At 68.3% G+C, this 18,767-nt stretch carries 19 protein-coding genes; all 19 read left to right on the forward strand.

Annotation, left to right across the window (positions count from 1 at the left end):
* Positions 1-9: 9 nt before the first annotated feature.
* The 19 genes from dacB (at position 10) to K3M35_RS12235 (ending at position 18,550) form a co-directional block, all read left to right on the forward strand.
* The gene (dacB, locus tag K3M35_RS12145; protein ID WP_220666515.1) at positions 10-1,353 is read left to right on the forward strand and encodes a D-alanyl-D-alanine carboxypeptidase/D-alanyl-D-alanine-endopeptidase; all 1,344 of its coding nucleotides are present in this window, start codon (positions 10-12) and stop codon (positions 1,351-1,353) included.
* Positions 1,350-2,399 (forward strand): zinc-dependent metalloprotease, encoded by a 1,050-nt coding sequence (locus tag K3M35_RS12150; protein ID WP_220666469.1) that lies wholly within the window; start codon positions 1,350-1,352, stop codon positions 2,397-2,399. Before dacB ends, K3M35_RS12150 begins: the two co-directional genes overlap by 4 nt.
* The gene (gene tilS, locus K3M35_RS12155; RefSeq protein WP_220666470.1) at positions 2,375-3,424 is read left to right on the forward strand and encodes a tRNA lysidine(34) synthetase TilS; all 1,050 of its coding nucleotides are present in this window, start codon (positions 2,375-2,377) and stop codon (positions 3,422-3,424) included. Before K3M35_RS12150 ends, tilS begins: the two co-directional genes overlap by 25 nt.
* A 12-nt stretch (positions 3,425-3,436) precedes the next feature.
* The gene (gene hpt, locus K3M35_RS12160; protein ID WP_006550520.1) at positions 3,437-3,991 is read left to right on the forward strand and encodes a hypoxanthine phosphoribosyltransferase; all 555 of its coding nucleotides are present in this window, start codon (positions 3,437-3,439) and stop codon (positions 3,989-3,991) included.
* Between the two features lie 251 nt (positions 3,992-4,242).
* The gene (ftsH, locus tag K3M35_RS12165) at positions 4,243-6,837 is read left to right on the forward strand and encodes an ATP-dependent zinc metalloprotease FtsH (RefSeq protein ID WP_220666471.1); all 2,595 of its coding nucleotides are present in this window, start codon (positions 4,243-4,245) and stop codon (positions 6,835-6,837) included.
* Between the two features lie 70 nt (positions 6,838-6,907).
* Positions 6,908-7,573: a GTP cyclohydrolase I FolE gene (folE, locus tag K3M35_RS12170; RefSeq protein WP_006550518.1), complete on the forward strand. Its 666-nt coding sequence runs from the start codon at positions 6,908-6,910 to the stop codon at positions 7,571-7,573.
* 32 nt (positions 7,574-7,605) lie between these two features.
* Positions 7,606-8,427: a dihydropteroate synthase gene (folP, locus tag K3M35_RS12175; RefSeq protein ID WP_220666516.1), complete on the forward strand. Its 822-nt coding sequence runs from the start codon at positions 7,606-7,608 to the stop codon at positions 8,425-8,427.
* Entirely contained in the window at positions 8,424-8,804 is a 381-nt protein-coding gene (gene folB, locus K3M35_RS12180) for a dihydroneopterin aldolase (RefSeq protein ID WP_220666472.1), read from the forward strand. The genes folP and folB overlap by 4 nt, the downstream gene beginning before the upstream one ends.
* Positions 8,804-9,346 (forward strand): 2-amino-4-hydroxy-6-hydroxymethyldihydropteridine diphosphokinase, encoded by a 543-nt coding sequence (gene folK / locus K3M35_RS12185; RefSeq protein WP_006550515.1) that lies wholly within the window; start codon positions 8,804-8,806, stop codon positions 9,344-9,346. Before folB ends, folK begins: the two co-directional genes overlap by 1 nt.
* A complete protein-coding gene (locus tag K3M35_RS12190) occupies positions 9,340-9,816 on the forward strand; it encodes a DUF3180 domain-containing protein (RefSeq protein WP_019290198.1) in 477 nt (158 codons plus the stop codon). Before folK ends, K3M35_RS12190 begins: the two co-directional genes overlap by 7 nt.
* A 74-nt stretch (positions 9,817-9,890) precedes the next feature.
* The gene (locus K3M35_RS12195; protein WP_220666473.1) at positions 9,891-11,042 is read left to right on the forward strand and encodes a DUF6779 domain-containing protein; all 1,152 of its coding nucleotides are present in this window, start codon (positions 9,891-9,893) and stop codon (positions 11,040-11,042) included.
* A gap of 159 nt (positions 11,043-11,201) precedes the next feature.
* Positions 11,202-12,137: a Rossmann-like and DUF2520 domain-containing protein gene (locus K3M35_RS12200; protein ID WP_024102843.1), complete on the forward strand. Its 936-nt coding sequence runs from the start codon at positions 11,202-11,204 to the stop codon at positions 12,135-12,137.
* Positions 12,130-13,068: a pantoate--beta-alanine ligase gene (gene panC / locus K3M35_RS12205; RefSeq protein ID WP_006550511.1), complete on the forward strand. Its 939-nt coding sequence runs from the start codon at positions 12,130-12,132 to the stop codon at positions 13,066-13,068. Before K3M35_RS12200 ends, panC begins: the two co-directional genes overlap by 8 nt.
* Before the next feature lie 44 nt (positions 13,069-13,112).
* Complete coding sequence (gene panD, locus K3M35_RS12210; protein WP_006550510.1) at positions 13,113-13,550, forward strand: aspartate 1-decarboxylase; 438 nt, start codon at positions 13,113-13,115, stop codon at positions 13,548-13,550.
* A 2-nt stretch (positions 13,551-13,552) separates the two neighbouring features.
* Positions 13,553-14,386 carry a type III pantothenate kinase gene (locus K3M35_RS12215; protein WP_006550509.1) on the forward strand — a complete coding sequence of 278 codons (834 nt, stop codon included), beginning with the start codon at positions 13,553-13,555 and terminating at the stop codon, positions 14,384-14,386.
* 93 nt (positions 14,387-14,479) lie between these two features.
* Positions 14,480-14,950, forward strand: a complete 471-nt coding sequence (locus K3M35_RS12220) for a rhodanese-like domain-containing protein (RefSeq protein ID WP_006550507.1) — start codon at positions 14,480-14,482, stop codon at positions 14,948-14,950.
* 98 nt (positions 14,951-15,048) lie between these two features.
* Positions 15,049-16,515: a lysine--tRNA ligase gene (lysS, locus tag K3M35_RS12225; RefSeq protein WP_230826494.1), complete on the forward strand. Its 1,467-nt coding sequence runs from the start codon at positions 15,049-15,051 to the stop codon at positions 16,513-16,515.
* Positions 16,516-16,610: 95 nt separating this feature from the next.
* Positions 16,611-16,970, forward strand: a complete 360-nt coding sequence (locus K3M35_RS12230; RefSeq protein WP_006550504.1) for an Lsr2 family protein — start codon at positions 16,611-16,613, stop codon at positions 16,968-16,970.
* 149 nt (positions 16,971-17,119) lie between these two features.
* Positions 17,120-18,550 (forward strand): phospholipase D-like domain-containing protein, encoded by a 1,431-nt coding sequence (locus tag K3M35_RS12235; RefSeq protein WP_220666474.1) that lies wholly within the window; start codon positions 17,120-17,122, stop codon positions 18,548-18,550.
* Positions 18,551-18,767 lie beyond the last annotated feature (217 nt).

Below are 18,767 nucleotides of genomic sequence, written 5' to 3' on the forward strand. Positions count from 1 at the left end.
CGACGGAACATGAAGATCCTCTTCGGGATCTGGGGAGCGGGTTTCCTCGCTCTCGTCGTGGGCGGAGCCTTCGCGATCTACGACGTGCGGGCGTCCGCCGGCGCGGTCGTGCTCCCCGCACCGGCACCGGTGATCGCGACCCCCGCGGTCGCCGCGGTCTCGCCCGACGCTCCGACGCCCGACCCGACCTCGCTGGCGGCGGCACTCGACCAGGCGGTGAACAATCCCGGCCTCGGTGACTTCGCCGGGTCGATCACCGACCCCACGACCGGCACGGTGCTGTGGTCGAAGGACGCCGATCGCGCGCTGATCCCGGCCTCCACCACGAAGATCCTCACCGCCGCGGCCGCCATGCTCGTGCTGCCCTCCGATCATCGGATCACCACGCGTGTCGTCGAGGGTTCGAAGCCGGGGGAGATCGTCCTCATCGCGGGTGGCGACCCCACCCTCTCGGCGATGCCGCCCGGCGAGGAGAGCTTCTACCCCGGTGGTCCCCGCATCGCCGACCTCGCCGAACAGATCCGGCGCAGCGGCACGACGGTCGAGACGGTCCTCGTCGACACGAGTCTGTACAGCGGGGGTCCGCTCGCGCCGGGCTGGTTTCCCCAGGACGTCGGCGACGGTTACGTCGCACCCATCGAACCGGTGATGCTCGACGGCGCCCGGTCGAACCCACTCGAGGACGAATCGCCTCGCAGCGCTACGCCCGCCCTGGACGCCGGTCGTGCACTGGCGACGGCGCTCGGTGCCGACCCCGCGCGGGTAGCGCTCGGATCCGCCTCACCCGGTGCGGCGCCCATGGCGTCGGTCCAGTCGGCGCCACTCACTGTGCGTCTCGGTCAGATGCTGCGCCGATCCGACAACGTCCTCGCGGAGACCATCGGACGGGAGGTCGCCGTCGCGACGGGCAACGAGCACTCGTTCGAGGGCACGACGAAGGCGGTGACCGGTACCCTGCAGCAAGCGGGTCTGGACGTCACCGGTGTGACGTTGCGCGACGTCAGCGGGCTCTCGGTCGAGAACCGGATCCCTGCTCGTACGCTCGATCGCGTGATCTCCGAGGCGGCCGGACCGAACAGGACGGAGCTGCGGCCCATGCTCGACTATCTTCCCGTCGCCGGAGCGACCGGCACGCTCGCCGACCGCTACGGCACCACGACCCGTGCCGGAGCCGGATGGGTGCGGGCGAAGACCGGCACTCTGACCGAGGTCAACGGACTCACGGGATACACCGTCGACTCCGACGGCCGCGTGCTGTCGTTCGCTCTGCTGTCCAACGGCCGGTCCCCGAGCGAGGCTCGGCCCGCCCTCGACGCCGTGGCGTCGGTACTGCGTGAGTGCGGTTGCCGATGACCGGCAAGGAGCGGGCACTCGGCGACGCGATCGACTGGTCGTTCGCGGCCGGGGTCGGCGTGCGCCTCACCCGCTCCGAACCCGCGATGTCGCGGTACACCCGCGATGCGGTGCAGGACGAGTTGTTCTCGGCCGCCGCGCGCGCCGAGGGACCGGTGCGCGAGCACACGCGTCTCGACGACGGAACCGAGCCGCCGCCCGCGCAGGTCGTCGACCGGCCGGGCTGGGTACGTGCGGCCGCGGCGTCGATGGCCGACCTCACCGCGACCTCGGGCGAGGATCCGGCCGGCTCCTCCCTCCGCTGGGTGGGCAAACCGGCGGGCGCGCAGGCCGGCGCGATGCTCGCCTACCTGTCGTCCGCGGTGCTCGGACAGTACGACCCGTTCTCTCGTTCGCTGCTGCTCGTCGCGCCCAACGTCGTCGCGGTCGAACGCGCCCTGAAGGTGCCGCCCGCCGACTTCCGGCTGTGGGTGTGCCTGCATGAGGTGACCCACCGCGTGCAGTTCGCACAGGCACCGTGGATGGCCGAGCTGATGCGCGAGGCCGCCGCCGACCTCGCCACCGCGGTCGACGAACCGATGGGCGACGTCGCGACCCGCGTGGTGTCGGCGGTGAAGGACCTGCGCACTCCCGGCGACAAGGCGATGTCGGAGCGGGGCATGCTCGGTGTCGTGCGGGCGCTGCAGGCACAGTCTCAGCGCGAGTCGTTCGATCAGATCCTCGCGCTCGGAACGCTGCTCGAAGGCCACGCCGATCATGTAATGGACGGTGTCGGCCCGGCCGTGGTCCCGTCGGTCGCGCGGATCCGGCGGGCGTTCGACAACCGGCGGCACCGCAACAGCAGCCCGGTGCATCGCCTCATCCGGCTCGTCCTCGGCATGGACGCCAAGATGGCCCAGTACGTGCACGGCAAGAAGTTCGTCGACGCCGTCGTCGCGAAGGTCGGCACGGACGACTTCAACGCCGTGTGGTCCGGTCCGGACGCCCTGCCCACCCTGACGGAGATCGACCATCCCGATGCGTGGATCGCGCGGGTGCTGAGCTGATCGTGGCTTCACCGTCCAACGATCGTCCGCTGCTGCCCGAAGCCTCGGCGATCCACGAGGTGCGCCTCGCCGTGCGGGCCTGGCTGGGCGCGCACCCGGCCGACGCGGTGACCGTCGCGTTGTCGGGCGGGGCCGATTCCGCCGCCCTGACCGCCGCCGCCGTCGCGGAGACCGAGGCGGTGCACGCCGTCGTCGTCGATCATCGCCTCCAGTCCGGTTCCGAGGTCGTCGCCGCGCGGGCCGCGGAGTTCGCCCGGGCCCGCGGCTGCGCGACCGTCATGGTGGTCGGTGTGGACGTCACCGGTGGGGGAGGCCTCGAGGCCGCCGCGCGCGCGGCCCGCTACCGGGCGCTCGACGAGAACCGCGACGACCGGACCGTGTTGCTCGGGCACACCCTCGACGACCAGGCCGAGACGGTGCTGCTCGGTCTCGGCCGCGGATCGGGGCTGCGTTCGATCCGCGGGATGGCACCCTTCGACCCGCCGTGGGGCCGGCCGCTGCTCGGCGTGCGCCGCGACACGACCCGCCGGGCGTGCGACGAACTCGGCTACCGCCCGTACGAGGATCCGCACAACACCGACGACCGGTTCACGCGCGTGCGTCTGCGCCGTGAGGTACTGCCGCTGCTCGAGGACGTGCTCGGTGGGGGCGTCGCCGAAGCCCTCGCGCGCACGGCCGGGCAACTGCAGGACGACGGCCACGCCCTCGATGTCTGGGCCGGCGACCTGCTCGCGACAGCGCGGCGCGAGGACGACCTGCTCGACACCGACACTCTCGCGGCGGCTCCCGCCGCAGTACGACGCAGAGCCCTCCGATCGTGGCTGATCGATCACACCGTCACGCCGAACGAGACGATGCTGCGGACGGTCGACGATCTAGTAGCGGCGTGGCGCGGACAGGGCCCGGTCGCTGTCGGACGGGGCCCGCGGACGGGGACGAGGTTGGTGGTGTCGCGTCGGCGTGGCACGCTTGCCGTGGAGTACGTCGACCGGGCGAAGGTCCGGGCGACCGGCAGCAGAAGGTAGGGAAGGACCCCGGTGTACGAGAACGACATAGCGTCGGTGCTGATCTCCGAAGAACAGATCAAGGAGCGGACCGCAGAACTGGCGCAGTCGGTCGCCGAGCGTTACCCGGTGGGTGCGCCGGAAGGCGATCTGCTGCTCATCGGGGTGCTCAAGGGCGCCATCTTCTTCATGACCGACTTCGCGCGCGCTCTGCCGATCCCGACGCAGATGGAGTTCATGGCCGTCAGTTCGTACGGGTCGTCGACCTCGTCCTCGGGTGTCGTGCGCATCCTCAAGGACCTCGACAAGGACATCGCCGGTCGCAACGTCCTCATCGTCGAGGACATCATCGACTCGGGTCTGACGCTGTCGTGGCTGCTCAAGAACCTCTCGACGCGCAACCCCGCGTCGCTCGAGGTCGTCACGCTGCTCCGCAAGCCGGAGGCCGTGAAGATCGACGTCGAGGTCAAGGACGTCGGATTCGACATCCCGGACGAGTTCGTCGTCGGCTACGGACTCGACTACGACGAGCGCTACCGCGACCTGCCCTACATCGGCACGCTGGATCCCAAGGTCTACAGCAGCTGACCTCCGGTCGAGCCGCGTCGTGAGGTCCCCGGCCCGGGGAACTCCGGTTCCGTCCCGATCGTTGTCGATTACGACGTATTCCCGGTGTCGGCTCCGGCCGGTGCCGGGGCGACCGCTCGTTGCTGCGCGGTAACCTTGCGTTGCCTGGTCAGTGACCGTCGCGGCGTGCGGCCACCCCGGGCGCGAAGCGCCGCGACTGCGAGACCCCGACGAACTCGATCGAAAGGACCGGCCGCTCGGGCCGAACCTGTATGAACCGCAAGACAGTGTTCCGTAATCTGGCGATCGTCGCCGGCATTCTGCTGGTGATCTACGCCTTCAGTTACTTCGGCGACGACACGCGCGGTTTCACCCAGGTGGACACGTCCGTCGCGGTGTCCCAACTCGAATCGCAGAACGTCAGCGAAGCCCGCATCGACGACCGCGAACAGCAGGTGCGTCTGTGGCTCGAGAACGGCAACGACGCGACCGAGGGCAGCACCGAGATCATCGCGAAGTACCCCGCGTCGGCCTCCGAACAGATCTTCGACCTGGTCGCCGCGTCGGGCGCGCAGAAGTACGACACGAGCGTCACCCAGGAGAGCTGGCTGACCTCGATCCTCATCTTCGTCCTGCCGATGATCATCCTGCTCGGCGTGTTCTTCTTCGTGATGAGCCGCATGCAGGGCGGTGGTCGCGGCGGCATGATGGGCTTCGGCAAGTCGAAGGCCAAGCAGCTGTCGAAGGACATGCCCAAGACGACCTTCGCCGATGTCGCCGGCGCCAACGAGGCCGTCGAGGAGCTCTACGAGATCAAGGACTTCCTGCAGAACCCGGCGCGCTACCAGGCGCTCGGCGCGAAGATCCCCAAGGGCGTACTGCTCTACGGTCCTCCCGGCACCGGTAAGACCCTCCTCGCGCGTGCCGTCGCCGGCGAGGCGGGCGTCCCGTTCTTCACGATCTCCGGTTCGGACTTCGTCGAGATGTTCGTCGGTGTCGGCGCCTCCCGCGTGCGCGATCTGTTCGAGCAGGCCAAGCAGAGCGCTCCCTGCATCATCTTCGTCGATGAGATCGACGCGGTCGGCCGCCAGCGCGGCGCCGGCCTCGGCGGTGGTCACGACGAGCGTGAGCAGACCCTCAACCAGCTGCTCGTCGAGATGGACGGCTTCGGCGACCGCTCCGGCATCATCGTGATGGCCGCGACGAACCGCCCCGACATCCTCGACCCGGCACTGCTGCGTCCCGGCCGTTTCGACCGTCAGATCCCGGTGACGAACCCCGACCTCGCCGGTCGCCGGGCGATCCTCGCCGTGCACTCGAAGGGCAAGCCGATCGATCCCAACGCGGATCTCGGTGCGCTCGCCAAGCGCACGGTGGGCATGTCCGGTGCCGACCTCGCGAACGTCGTCAACGAGGCCGCGCTGCTTACCGCCCGTGAGAACGGCACGGTGATCACCGAGGCGATCCTCGAGGAATCGGTCGACCGTGTCATCGGCGGTCCCCGCCGCAAGAGCCGCATCATCAGCGAGCACGAGAAGAAGATCACGGCCTACCACGAGGGTGGTCACACCCTCGCCGCGTGGGCGATGCCCGACATCGAGCCGGTTTACAAGGTCACCATCCTCGCCCGCGGCCGCACCGGCGGTCACGCGATGACGGTGCCCGAGGACGACAAGGGCCTGATGACGCGTTCGGAGATGATCGCGCGCCTCGTCATGGCGATGGGCGGTCGTGCCGCGGAGGAACTCGTCTTCCGCGAGCCCACCACCGGCGCCTCGTCCGACATCGACCAGGCCACGAAGATCGCGCGCGCGATGGTCACCGAATACGGCATGAGCGCGAAGCTCGGCGCCGTCCGCTACGGCCAGGAGCAGGGCGACCCCTTCCTCGGCCGGTCGATGGGCGTGCAGTCCGACTACTCGCACGAAGTGGCACGCGAGATCGACGAGGAGGTCCGCAACCTCATCGAGGCCGCGCACACCGAGGCGTGGGCGATCCTCAACGAGTACCGCGACGCCCTCGACGTGTTGGCGGGCGAGCTGCTCGAGCACGAGACGCTGACCCGCAAGGATCTCGACCGGATCCTGGCCGACGTGAAGAAGCGTCCGCGGATCACGACCTTCAACGATTTCGGTGATCGGGTCCCGTCCGACAAGCCGCCGATCAAGACGCCCGCCGAGCTCGCGGCCGAGCGTGGCGAGCCGTGGCCGCCGGAACCGCCGTCGCTGACGAAGCCGGCGCATCAGCACCCGCAGTATCCGGGCCAGGGCGAGGCGCCCGCTCCCGCCGGCTACCAGCCCGGCGCGCAGCCGCAGTACCACCCGGCGAACGGCTACCCCCAGCCCCAACAGCAGTCGCAGCCCCAACAGCAGCCCCAGCCCCAACAGCAGCCGCAACCCCAACAGCAGTCGCAGCCGGTCCCGGCCTCCGAGCCGCTTCCGGGCTTCCAGCCGACGGCTCCGTATCCGGGTGGTCCGCGGCACGCGACGCGTCCGGACTACGGTGCTCCCGCCGGATGGTCGGCTCCCGGCTGGCCGCCGCGCGAGCAGACCCCGCAGGAACAGCAGGGTCACGGGCCGCAGGGCCCCGGACAGCCTCAGGGATACGGATATCTGCAGGGCCATCAGGGGCAGAACCCCCAGAGCTACGGACAGCCCAGCTACGGACAACAGGCCCAGGAAACGCAGAGTTTCGGGCGTCCGCAGGAGCCGCAGGACGCCGACCGTCCGTCGGACTCCGGCCAAGACGGTGCGGCAGATGCGCACCGTGGTGAGAACCACGTGGGAGACTCGCAACCGCGCGATGGTTACGGCGCTCCCGAACCCCCTCCCACACAGCGGTGGGAAGGCCCGGCCGGCCGGCACTGATCCGTGTCGGTGAGTCGGTACGGGGCGCGCATCGGGGCCGTCGGTTCCGATGGAGACGAGTGAGCGAAGAGTGGAGGGCGAGCGGGTGTCGGTGAACCACCTGAAGTCGGATACGGGTTCCGACCCGGAGGATGTGACGACCCACGAATTGAGCGTGGACGCGGGTCGTACGTTCGACCAGGCCCGAGCCGAAGCGGCCGTGCGTGAACTGCTGATCGCGGTGGGTGAGGATCCGGACCGCGAGGGCCTGCGCGACACTCCCGCCCGGGTGGCCCGTGCCTACCGCGAGGTGTTCGGGGGACTGTTCACCGACCCGGACGAGGTCCTCGACACGACCTTCGACGAAGGTCATCAGGAACTCGTCCTCGTGCGAGACATCCCGATGTACTCGACGTGCGAACATCACCTCGTGTCGTTCCACGGCGTCGCCCACGTCGGATACATCCCGGGCCCCACGGGCCGCGTCACGGGTCTGTCGAAGCTGGCGCGTGTCGTCGACCTCTACGCCAAGCGTCCGCAGGTCCAGGAACGCCTCACCCGCCAGATCGCCGACGCCATGATGCGCAAGCTGCAGCCGCGCGGCGTGATCGTCGTGGTCGAGGCGGAGCACCTGTGCATGGCGATGCGCGGCATCCGCAAGCCCGGTGCCAGCACCACCACCTCCGCCGTGCGCGGGCTGTTCCAGACCAGTTCGGCGTCGCGTGCCGAGGCCCTGGACCTGATCCTGCGCCGGTGACCGTCTTCCCCGCCGAACAGTGGCCTGTCGTGATGGGCGTACTGAACGTCACCAGTGATTCCTTCTCCGACGGCGGTCGATATCTGGACTGCGAGACCGCGATAGCCCGCGGCTTCGAGCTGCGCGAGCTCGGCGTCGACATCGTCGACGTGGGAGGCGAGTCCACCCGGCCCGGGGCCGTGCGCGTCGACCCGGAGGTCGAGGCGTCCCGCGTGGCGCCGGTCATCGCCGCTCTGGCGGAGGCAGGCATCCCCACGAGCGTCGACACGATGCGCGCCTCGGTCGCCGAGGCGGCCGTGGAGGCCGGGGTGACCATGATCAACGACGTCTCGGGTGGGCGCGCCGACGCCGACATGGCCGCGGTGGTCGCCGAGGCAGGGGTGCCGTGGATCCTCATGCACTGGCGTTCCCTCGGCGAGTTCGTCCACGCGGGCGGTTCGACGCACTACGAGGACGTCGTCCGCGAGGTCCGCGACGAGCTGCTCACGCAGGTCGACATCGCGGTGGCCGCAGGCGTGGACTCCGACAAGATCGTGCTCGATCCCGGTTTGGGTTTCGTGAAGGAACCCGACCACAACTGGCAGTTGCTGCAGCGCCTGCCCGAACTCACCGAACTGGGTTTCCCGGTGCTCATCGGGGCGTCCCGGAAGCGATTCCTCGGATCGCTGCTCGCGGCGCCCGACGGCACGGTCCGCCCGCCCTCGGGTCGTGAGGTCGCCACGGCCGTCGTCTCGGCGCTCGCCGCCACACACGGCGCATGGGGCGTACGCGTCCACGACGTGCAGGCATCCCGCGACGCGCTCGCGGTGGTGCGTGCCTGGCAGCGCGGCAGCGCGGAAGGAGTGCACGCGTGAGCGACCGCATCGAACTACGGGGACTGACGGTCCGCGGCAACCACGGCGTCTTCGAGCACGAGAAGCGGGACGGTCAGGACTTCGTCGTCGACATCGTCGTGTGGCTCGATCTCGCGCCGGCCGCGGCATCCGACGAGCTGGCCGACACGCTGCACTACGGCGAACTCGCCGAGCGAGCCGCGGCGATCATCGCCGGTCCGGGCCGCGATCTCATCGAGACGGTCGCGGGGGAGATCGCCAACGAGGTGCTCACCGACCCGCGTGTCGCCCGGGTGGAGGTCACGCTCCACAAGCCGTCGGCGCCGATCCCGCTGACCTTCGGCGACGTCGCCGTGGTGATCGACCGCTCCCGCAGCGATGTGACGGGGAGCGCCTGATGAGTCGTGCCGTGCTGTCCATCGGATCGAACATCGGCGACCGGCTCGCGCACCTGCGGTCGGTCGTCGACGCATTGGGCGAGCGGGCCGTCGCCGTCTCGGCGGTGTACTCGACGGCACCGTGGGGCGGCGTCGAACAGGAGGATTTCCTGAACGCGGTCGTCGTCGCGGAGGATGCCGCCTTCGGTCCGCGCGACTGGCTGCGGTTCGGCCAGGAACTGGAGGAGGCCGCCGAACGCGTCCGGATCCAGCGCTGGGGTCCGCGCAGCCTCGACGTCGACGTCGTGACCTGCGTCAGCGGCGAGGGTGAGGTGCGCAGCGACGATCGGGAACTGATCCTGCCGCACCCGCGCGCACACCAGCGGGCGTTCGTGCTCGTCCCGTGGCTCGACGTCGAACCCGAGGCCGTGCTCACCGCCGAGGGCCGGCGGCTGGGCATCGGCGACTGGCTAGACGAACTCGACGCCGCCGAACGGGAAGGTGTGCACCGCACCGACCTGACGCTGGCCGGGCCGAAGACCCAGGGACACGCCGAGTGCTGAAACAGACCCGGATCCGAGATCTGCTGGCGCTGGCCGTGCTGGCAGCGATCGTCGCGTGGTTGCTCGTCCGCACAATGTACGGTTCGCTGCCGCCCATCCCCGTCTACGCGGGAGCCTCGCTGTATCCCGTCGCGGTCATCGAGGTGATCCTGGCGTTCATGATCCGGTCGCGGGTCGGCAAGCACGAGATCGGTGAGGGCCCCGGCAGGTTGCATCCCATCACCGCCGCCCGCGCGGTCGCGCTCGCCAAGGCGTCCGCACTGGTGGGTGCCGCGAGCGCCGGAGTGTGGGCCGGTTTCCTGCTGTATCTCGTACCGCAACGCGGCGTCGTGCAGGCCGCCACCGACGACACGTCGGGGGTGCTCGTCGGAGCCCTCGCCGGCATAGCGCTGGCGGCGGCCGCGTTGTGGCTCGAATACTGTTGCCGGACACCGGAAGACCCCGACGAACCGAACGAACCGGCGCTCTGACATCGGATTTCGGGGTGGGGAAGGGCGTGTCGTCCGGCTCCGATCCGAGGACCCACCCAAGTACCCTGATGGTCATGGCAACCTCGGCGCGACCAGACAGGAATCGCCGTCCGTGGCGCAGTACCGGCTCGATGATCGTGGCCGGTCTGCTCGCTCTGGCGATGATCGCCTCGCTGCTGTTGATCTTCAGTGAGAGCGTGCAATTGCTGCGTGTCGCGGTGGTCGTCGCCCTGTGGGCTGCCACTGTCGGAGCCATCGCGATGAACAAGTACCGCCGGGAATCGGCGCTCGATCGGGCGAAGGCCGACGACCTGAAGACGGTCTACGAACTGCAGTTGCAACGGGAGATCGCGGCGCGGCGCGAGTACGAGCTGACCGTCGAGGAGAAGGTCCGTGCCGATCTGAAGCTCGACGCCGGGGAGATGGCGGCCCTGCGCACCGAGCTGGCCACCCTGCGCCGCACGCTCGAGATGTTGTTCGACGGCCGGCTCCCCGACGATGTCGTCGCCCTCGAGGGCCAGGCGGAGAAGCTGCGTGGACTGAGCGAGGCGGCGCGGGTGTCCGCTCCGCGTCCGTCGGGACCGGCCTTCGCCTCTCCCGACGACGAGCCGGTCACCGCGGAGACCGAGTCGGTCGAGGCGGCCATGCGGGCGGCGGAGGCGTCGGAGAAGACGTCCGCGAAGGGTGATGTCGAAGAACCGCGTGCCGAGAAACAGGCGAAGGTTGATTCTGTGACGGGGAAGTCCGCTACCGGGAAGGTCACGGTCGAGAAGGCGACGGCTGGAAAAGCGGCCGCAGGACCGGACGTCAAGGACGCCGAGATCGAGGACGCGGAAGTCGAGGATCAGAAGGTCGGAGACACGAAGACGGGGGACCCGAAGACCGGGGACTCGAAGACGGGGGACCCGAAGACCGGGGACGCGAAGGTCGCGAGCGCCGAGAAGGCGGCGGACGGGAAGCCGGAGCCGCAGAAGCCCGGCAAGCACGAGCCCGGATCCGATCCCGACCCGCAAACGGACGCAGACGGGGCCGGAGCGAAGACGAAGGGCGATGACCCCGCGGAGGGGAAGGACACCGCCGCGAAGGCCGATGGAGCTGCGGAAACGACCCAGGAGGACGACGAGGACGACCACGAATCGTCCGGACGTCGCTCCCGGCGCCGTCGCGCCGACGGTGAGGGCCGGACGGTCGCGGAGATCCTCGCGTCGTTGTCGGCCGAGCGCTGATCGCGGGGCGATCGCGCGGCAGGTCGCACCCGCCCCACCTCGGACGATGAGGCGCAGATCACTCGGCTCGACCGTGGCGAGCCCCGGAAAACGCGCGCTATTGTCGAGCGGAACGTCCGGTACCCGCTGAGCGGGACTGGAACGAACGAGAGGACTCCCGTGAATTCCTTCGGGATCACCAACGCACCCGCGCCTGCGCGCCTGTCGGTAGGAATCGTGTCCGCCGGACGGGTCGGCACTGCACTCGGCGCAGCTTTCGAACGCGTTGGTCATGTCGTCGTGGCCTGCTCGGCCGTCTCCGACGTCTCGCGGCACCGTGCCGCCACGCGCCTGCCGGATTCGCAGATCCTGCCGGTCGACGAGGTTGCCGGCCGCTGCAATCTCCTTCTTCTCGCCGTTCCCGACACCGAACTGTCGTCCCTGGTCAAGGGCCTCGCAGCCACCGGTTCGGTCGCCGCCGGCACGATCGTCGTCCACGTCTCCGGTGCTCACGGCACCGCGATCCTCGAGCCGCTGACCGAGCAGGGCGCCGTGCCGCTCGCGATCCATCCCGCGATGACCTTCACCGGCCACGACGAGGACATCGACCGGCTCTCCTCCGCGTGCTTCGGCATCACGGCCGCCGACGAGATCGGCTACGCCATCGCGCAGTCCCTCGTCCTCGAGATCGGCGGCGAGCCGGTCCGCGTCCCCGAGTCCATGCGCATGACCTACCACGCTGCGCTCGCGCACGGCAGCAACCACCTGGTCACGCTGGTCGCCGACGCCGTCGAGGCCCTGCGCAGCGCCCTGCAGGGGGAGGAACTGCTCGGCCAGCAACTCGTCGACGACGCCCCCGGTGGAGTCGCCGAACGGGTGTTGCAGCCGTTGCTCTCCGCAGCGCTCGACAACGTGCTGCGGCGCGGGCCCTCGGCCCTCACCGGGCCGGTCGCGCGCGGCGATGCCGACGCCGTGGCCGCGCACCTGCGTGCGCTCGAGGCCGTCGACCCGCTGATCGCCGCCGGGTACCGCGCGCTGTCGCTGCGATCGGCGCAACGGACCGGGTCGAAGCCGGAACTGATGGCAATTCTCGAAGGAGCTGAATACGGTGAGTGAAGCAGGACAGCGCGGATACGTGCGAGGTGAACTGACCGTTCACCACGATCCCGCAGGCCTGACCAAGGTCACCCGGGCTCTGCGCGGCGTCGGCCGCACCGTCGCACTCGTACCGACGATGGGTGCGCTGCACACCGGTCACCTCGAACTCGTGCGCCAGGCCAAGCTCACCGGGGCCGTCGTGGTCGTGTCGATCTTCGTCAACCCGCTGCAGTTCGGGAAGAACGAAGATCTCGACGCCTACCCGCGTACTCTCGACGCCGACTTCGAACTGCTCCGCGAAGCGGGCGTCGAACTCGCCTTCGTGCCGACGGTCTCGGCGATGTACCCGCAGGGCCCGCGCACCACGATCCACCCGGGTCCACTCGGGTCGGAGCTCGAAGGTGCTGCGCGTCCCGGTCATTTCGCGGGCATGCTGACGGTCGTCGCGAAGCTGTTCAACATCGTCGGTCCCAACACGGCGTTCTTCGGTGAGAAGGACTACCAGCAGCTCACCCTGATCCGTCAGATGGTCGCCGACCTGAATCTCGACATCCGCATCCTCGGCGTTCCCACCGTGCGCGAACAGGACGGGCTCGCGCTGTCCTCCCGCAACCGCTATCTCGACCCCGAGCAGCGCGAGATCGCGACCACGCTGTCTGCGGCGCTCGTCGCCGGCGCACACGCCGCAGCGGGCGGAGCCGAGGCGATCTTGTCCACGGCACGCGACGTGCTCGCGCAGAGTCCGCAGATCGAGGTGGACTATCTCGAGGTGCGCGGCGCCGATCTGGGGCCGGCACCCGAACGCGGCGACGGCCGACTGCTCGTCGCCGCACGACTCGGCTCCACACGCCTCATCGACAACGTCGGGGTCGCCGTCGGCACCGGCTTCCTCGAACGAGCCACCGGTCCGGTGGATCCCGACGCCGAAGACAACCTGACGAACCGCTGACCCACCGATCGAATTCGGAAACGAGAAAGAAACCGAGGACGAGCATGTTCCGCACCATGATGAAGTCGAAGATCCACCGCGCCACCGTCACCCACGCGGATCTGCATTATGTCGGTTCGGTGACCGTCGACCAGGATCTGATGGACGCCGCGGATCTGCTCGAGGGCGAGCAGGTCTGCATCGTCGACATCGACAACGGCGCCCGGCTCGAGACGTACGTCATCGCCGGTGAGCGTGGATCGGGCGTCATCGGGATCAACGGTGCCGCAGCACGTCTCGTCAGCCCCGGCGATCTCGTCATCCTCATCGCCTACGGCGTGATGAACGAGCAGGAGTGCAAGGACTACGACCCGCGCGTGGTGTTCGTCGACGCCGACAACCGCCAGGTCGAGCTCGGCAACGATCCCGCCCACGCTCCCGAGGGCTCGGGCCTGATCACGCCGCGGATGCTGTCGACTCTCGACTCCCCGTCCCTGGTCTAGAGGTGCTCCTCACCGTCGACGTCCGCAACACCAATATCGTCCTGGGGGTGTTCGCGGGCAGCGGCTCGCACGCGCGGCTGCTGCGCGACTGGCGCGTCCGTACCGACCCCAGGATGACCGCCGACGAGATCGCCCTGCTGTTCCGCGGTCTGCTCGGCGAATCCGCCGAGCAGGTCACCGGGGTGGCGGCGTTGTCGACCGTGCCGTCGGTGCTACGTGAGCTGCGCGTCATGCTCGACCGCTACTGGTCGTCGGTGCCGCACGTGGTGGTGGAGCCGGGGGTGCGCACGGGAGTGCCGCTGCTCGTGGACAACCCGAAGGAGGTCGGCGCCGACCGCATCGTCAACAGTCTGGCGGCCTACCACTTCTACGGATCCCCGTGCATCGTCGTGGATTTCGGGACCTCCACGTGCGTCGACGTCGTGTCGGGCAAGGGGGAGTTCCTCGGCGGGTCCATCGCTCCGGGTGTGGAGATCTCGATGGATGCGCTGGCGTCGCGGTCGGCGGCGCTGAGGAAGGTCGAATTGCTCCGTCCCCGAGGTGTTCTGGGAAAGAACACCGTCGAGTGCATGCAGTCGGGAGCCGTCTTCGGGTTCGCCGGGATGGTCGACGGCATCGTGCGGCGGATCTGCGCCGAGGTGCCCGGTTTCGACGGTGACGACGTGGCCGTCATCGGCACCGGCGACAGTGCGCCGCTGATCATGCCGGAGTCGCGCACTCTCGAGCACCACGAGCCGGATCTGACCCTCGAGGGACTGCGTCTGGTGTACGAGCGGAACCAGGTGAGACGAGCGGCACGCGGAACTGCGGGTTCCGCTGAGCGTCATTCTGTGTAAAGATGTTCCTCGTGATCCGTTGCATGAGCACCCAGGAGTGTTGTCGAGGCTGACCGCCGCCTCGACCGATAACACATTCCTGGGAGTTTTCTCATGCGCGCTGCGCTTCTTTCCACCACTTCTGTTTCCACCGCTGCTCCGGTTGCCACTATTGCTCCGGTCGCCTTCCACCGGCTCGCCGTCGAGCGCACGTACCCCACCGAACTGTCCGCAGCGGTCGCCCGCGGCGCCGTCGTCGTCGACATCCGCTCGAACGCCGAACGTGCCGCTCAGGGAACACTTCCCGGTGCACTGGCCATCTCCGCCGATCTCGTCGCCGAGCGACTCGATCCGAGCGGCCCGGGCCGTCTCGCCCTCGCCGTCGACCGCGACGTCGAATGGATCCTCGTCTCGTCCGACGGCGCGAGCTCGCACGGTGTGGTCACCGAACTGCACGCGCAGGGTCTGCGCCGGGTCACCCACCTCGTCGGAGGCTACGACGCCATCCGCGCGGCCCGCCTGATCGGCGCAGTCGCCGAGGCCCAGCACGTCGCGCAGGACGTGGCGCGGGTCACCGCTCACTGAAAGCGCGCATCTGCAGGAATAGTGACCTCGGGTGTCCGATAGTCTGGTTACCCGTGAGTGATGCCACCGTTCAGCAGCCCGACGACACCCCCGAGCAGATGCGGGTTCGCCGCGAGAAGCGCGAACGGCTCCTGGCACAGGGTTCGGAGGCCTATCCCGTCGAGATCCCGCGCACCCATACGCTCGCGGAGATCCGCGCCGAGTATCCCGACCTCGAGCCCGACACCGCCACCGGCACCGTCGTGGGCGTTGCCGGCCGCGTGATGTTCTCGCGCAACACCGGCAAGCTGTGCTTCGCGACGTTGCAGGAGGGCGACGGCACCCAGCTGCAGGTCATGCTCAGCCTCGCCGGCGTCGGCGAGGAGGTGCTCGCCGCCTGGAAGTCCGAGGTCGACCTCGGCGACATCGTGTTCGTGCACGGCGAGGTCATCAGCTCCCGTCGCGGTGAGCTCAGCGTCATGGCCGACTCGTGGACCATGGCGTCGAAGGCGCTGCGTCCGCTGCCGGTCGCGCACAAGGAGATGAACGAAGAGGCGCGGGTGCGTCAGCGCTACGTCGACCTCATCGTGCGTCCCGAAGCACGTCGCAATGCACGCATGCGTGTCGCGGTGGTGCGCGAGCTGCGCAACGCGCTCGAGCGTCGCGGCTTCCTCGAGGTCGAGACGCCCATGCTGCAGACCCTGCACGGCGGTGCGGCGGCCCGCCCGTTCGTGACGCACTCGAACGCACTCGACATCGATCTGTACCTGCGTATCGCGCCGGAACTGTTCCTCAAGCGCTGCGTCGTCGGCGGTATCGAGAAGGTCTTCGAGATCAACCGCAATTTCCGTAACGAGGGTGCCGACTCGACGCACTCGCCGGAATTCTCGATGCTCGAAACGTACGAGGCGTACGGAACCTACGATGATTCGGCGCGGATGATCCGCGAGATCATCCAGGAGGTCGCGTTCGGGGTCTTCGGCACCCATGTGGTGACGCTCGCCGACGGTACGGAATACGACTTCGGGGGTGAATGGAAAACTCTCGAAATGTATCCCTCGCTGTCCGAGGCGATCGGCACGGACGTGACCCCCGACACCACACTGGAGGAATTGACGGCTCTCGCGGATCGTGTCGGTCTGGAGATTCCCGAGGGCAAGGGCTGGGGTCACGGCAAGCTCGTCGAGGAGCTCTGGGAGCACATGTGCGGCGACCAGCTGCACGAGCCGACCTTCGTGCGTGATTTCCCCGTGGAGACGTCGCCGTTGACACGCGATCACCGCACGGTGCGCGGGGTCACCGAGAAATGGGATCTGTACGTCCGAGGTTTCGAACTCGCCACGGGTTACTCGGAACTCGTCGATCCGGTGATCCAGCGCGAGCGTTTCGTCGACCAGGCGCGTCTGGCCTCGGAAGGGGACGACGAGGCAATGGCTCTCGACGAGGACTTCCTCGCCGCGATGGAACAGGGAATGCCGCCGACCACCGGTACCGGAATGGGAATCGACCGTCTGTTGATGGCACTTACCGGTCTGGGAATCCGCGAAACAATCCTGTTCCCGATTGTTCGACCGAACACCCGTTAATCGGATTTCGCCGCTCCATATTGCGATGCGTTAATCGGCGGGTAGTGTGGTGCCCGTCCCGCGGGGGGAAGCGCATTTGAGAGGATTTACACCACATGGCGAAAAAAGTCACTGTCACCCTGATCGACGATGTGGATCAGGAGTCGGCGGCGGACGAATCGGTGGAGTTCGGTCTCGACGGAGTGACGTACGAGATCGACCTTTCCGAGGACAATGCGGCACGGCTGCGCGAGCAGTTGGAATTCTGGATCGAACACGCTCGTAAGGTCGGCGGCCGCAAGCGGAGCAAGACCGCTGCCGGAACTGCGCCGGCTGCGCGCAAGAGCGGATCCGGAAGTGCCGGTCGCGAACAGACGGCCGCTATCCGTGAATGGGCACGGAACAACGATCTGCCGGTGTCGGCCCGTGGCCGAATCTCTGCGGAGATCGTCGAGGCGTACAACAAAGCGCACTGACGAATCCTCGTCCGTGGGGCGTCGTCCATCCGTGGACGGCGCCCCACAGTCGTCGGTGGACGGGTTGGGTTGTGGCACAGTGGCGCCTGTCACACACGTCGATCGTGCGGACGACCCGGCACGATGCGGTCGGGGAGTAGCATCCGCTCATGGCCGAGACCGTGCTCGAACCAGGTTCCACCTGCTGGCGAATTGCGCGAGCGGAGAGGTTGACCTGCATAGTCGACGCCGCCGACTATTTCCGTCACGCCAAGGCGGCGATGCTCCGGGCGGAAAAACGCATCATGCTGATCGGGTGGGATTTCGACACCCGGATCAAGTTCGAACCCGAGGGTGCAACTCTCGAGGGACCGAACAAACTTGGTGAATTCCTCGAATGGCTTCCCGAACGTCGACCCGGTCTCGATATTTATCTGCTCAAGTGGAACATCGGTGCGTTCAGTGCCCTCGCACGCGGAATGACGCCGGTGTTCGTGCTCGATTGGCTCACCGACCCGAGCCTGCACTTCGAAATCGACGGGGCGCATCCCGTGGGCGCGGCGCACCATCAGAAAATTCTCGTCGTCGACGACAGCATCGCTTTCTGTGGCGGTATCGATATGACCGTCGACCGCTGGGACACCCCGGATCATCCGGACCGGAGCCAATACCGGCGGGAGCCGAGCGGTAAACGCTACGGACCGTGGCACGACGTGACGACCGCCGTCGACGGCGACGCCGCGCGGGCCCTCGGTGACCAGGCCCGCGCCCGGTGGAAGGCTGCGACGGGGGAGGAGCTCGATCCCGTGCCGGAGCCGGAGCCGATCTGGCCCGACGATCTCGAGCCGACCCTCCGCGGTGTGGACGTGGGCATCGCGCGCACGCTGCCCGCCTACGACGGGAAGGACGGCGTCCACGAGATCGAGGCGCTGTACCTGTCGGTGATCGAGAAGGCGCGGCACACTCTCTACCTCGAGAGCCAGTACCTCGCTTCGCGCAGGATCGCGGAGGCTCTCGCCGAGCGACTGCAGGAACCGGACGGCCCCGAGATCGTGGTGGTGATCCCACGCAACGCCGACGGCTGGCTCGAACGCAAGGCCATGGACGGTGCCCGGCGGGCCCTGCTGCACATGCTGTGGGAGGCCGACGTGCACGGCCGTTTCGCCGCCTACTATCCCGTCACCGCCGGCGGGGAGCCGATCTACGTGCACGCGAAGGTCGTCGTCATGGACGAGACGTTGCTGCGGATCGGGTCGTCGAACCTGAACAACCGTTCGATGGGCTTCGACACCGAATGCGACCTGGCCATCGAGTCCGCCGAACCCGGGGACGCGGTCGGCCGCGCCGCCGTCGAGCTGCGCAACATCCTGGTGGCGGAACATCTCGACGTCGACCCCGAGGTGATCGCGGAGGCCACGAAGGACGGTGGTTCGCTCATCTCCGTCATCGAACGGTTGCGCGGTCCGGGACGTTCGCTGCGGCCGTTCGAACCGGGTACGGTGTCGGACGAGGGCAGTGTCCTCGCAGAAAGTGCTCTGGCCGATCCCGAACGCGCCTCGCGGAGCTTCGGACGCAGGATCGAGCGATTCTTCGCCCGTTGATCCCCCACAGCCTCTGTTCGCTTGTGGCGTACAGCTTGCGGAAACGTATCCGCCACGTGCAGCGTTGACTTCTGAAACCGGGTTTTCTCGCCGCCTTCCGAAGGGTAGAGGGAAAGCGAGTCGATACCACGGCCACTAGAGTGTGGAGTGGGAGCTTGGAACCTCTGAAAGGTTCCGACGAACGACTCGAGTGCCGGAGCTTAAGAGCGGCAGCAGG

The sequence above is a fragment of the Rhodococcus sp. DMU2021 genome (genome assembly GCF_019641445.1).
Classification (GTDB): Bacteria; Actinomycetota; Actinomycetes; order Mycobacteriales; family Mycobacteriaceae; genus Rhodococcus; species Rhodococcus pyridinivorans.

Coding starts and splice junctions, on each gene's coding strand:
- panD (WP_006550510.1), top strand. CDS start 13,113: ATGTTCCGCACCATGATGAAGTCGAAGATCCACCGCGCCACCGTCACC.
- K3M35_RS12235 (WP_220666474.1), top strand. CDS start 17,120: ATGGCCGAGACCGTGCTCGAACCAGGTTCCACCTGCTGGCGAATTGCG.
- K3M35_RS12150 (WP_220666469.1), top strand. CDS start 1,350: ATGACCGGCAAGGAGCGGGCACTCGGCGACGCGATCGACTGGTCGTTC.
- folK (WP_006550515.1), top strand. CDS start 8,804: ATGAGTCGTGCCGTGCTGTCCATCGGATCGAACATCGGCGACCGGCTC.
- dacB (WP_220666515.1), top strand. CDS start 10: ATGAAGATCCTCTTCGGGATCTGGGGAGCGGGTTTCCTCGCTCTCGTC.
- K3M35_RS12195 (WP_220666473.1), top strand. CDS start 9,891: ATGGCAACCTCGGCGCGACCAGACAGGAATCGCCGTCCGTGGCGCAGT.
- lysS (WP_230826494.1), top strand. CDS start 15,049: ATGCGGGTTCGCCGCGAGAAGCGCGAACGGCTCCTGGCACAGGGTTCG.
- K3M35_RS12230 (WP_006550504.1), top strand. CDS start 16,611: ATGGCGAAAAAAGTCACTGTCACCCTGATCGACGATGTGGATCAGGAG.
- folP (WP_220666516.1), top strand. CDS start 7,606: ATGGGCGTACTGAACGTCACCAGTGATTCCTTCTCCGACGGCGGTCGA.
- K3M35_RS12220 (WP_006550507.1), top strand. CDS start 14,480: ATGCGCGCTGCGCTTCTTTCCACCACTTCTGTTTCCACCGCTGCTCCG.
- ftsH (WP_220666471.1), top strand. CDS start 4,243: ATGAACCGCAAGACAGTGTTCCGTAATCTGGCGATCGTCGCCGGCATT.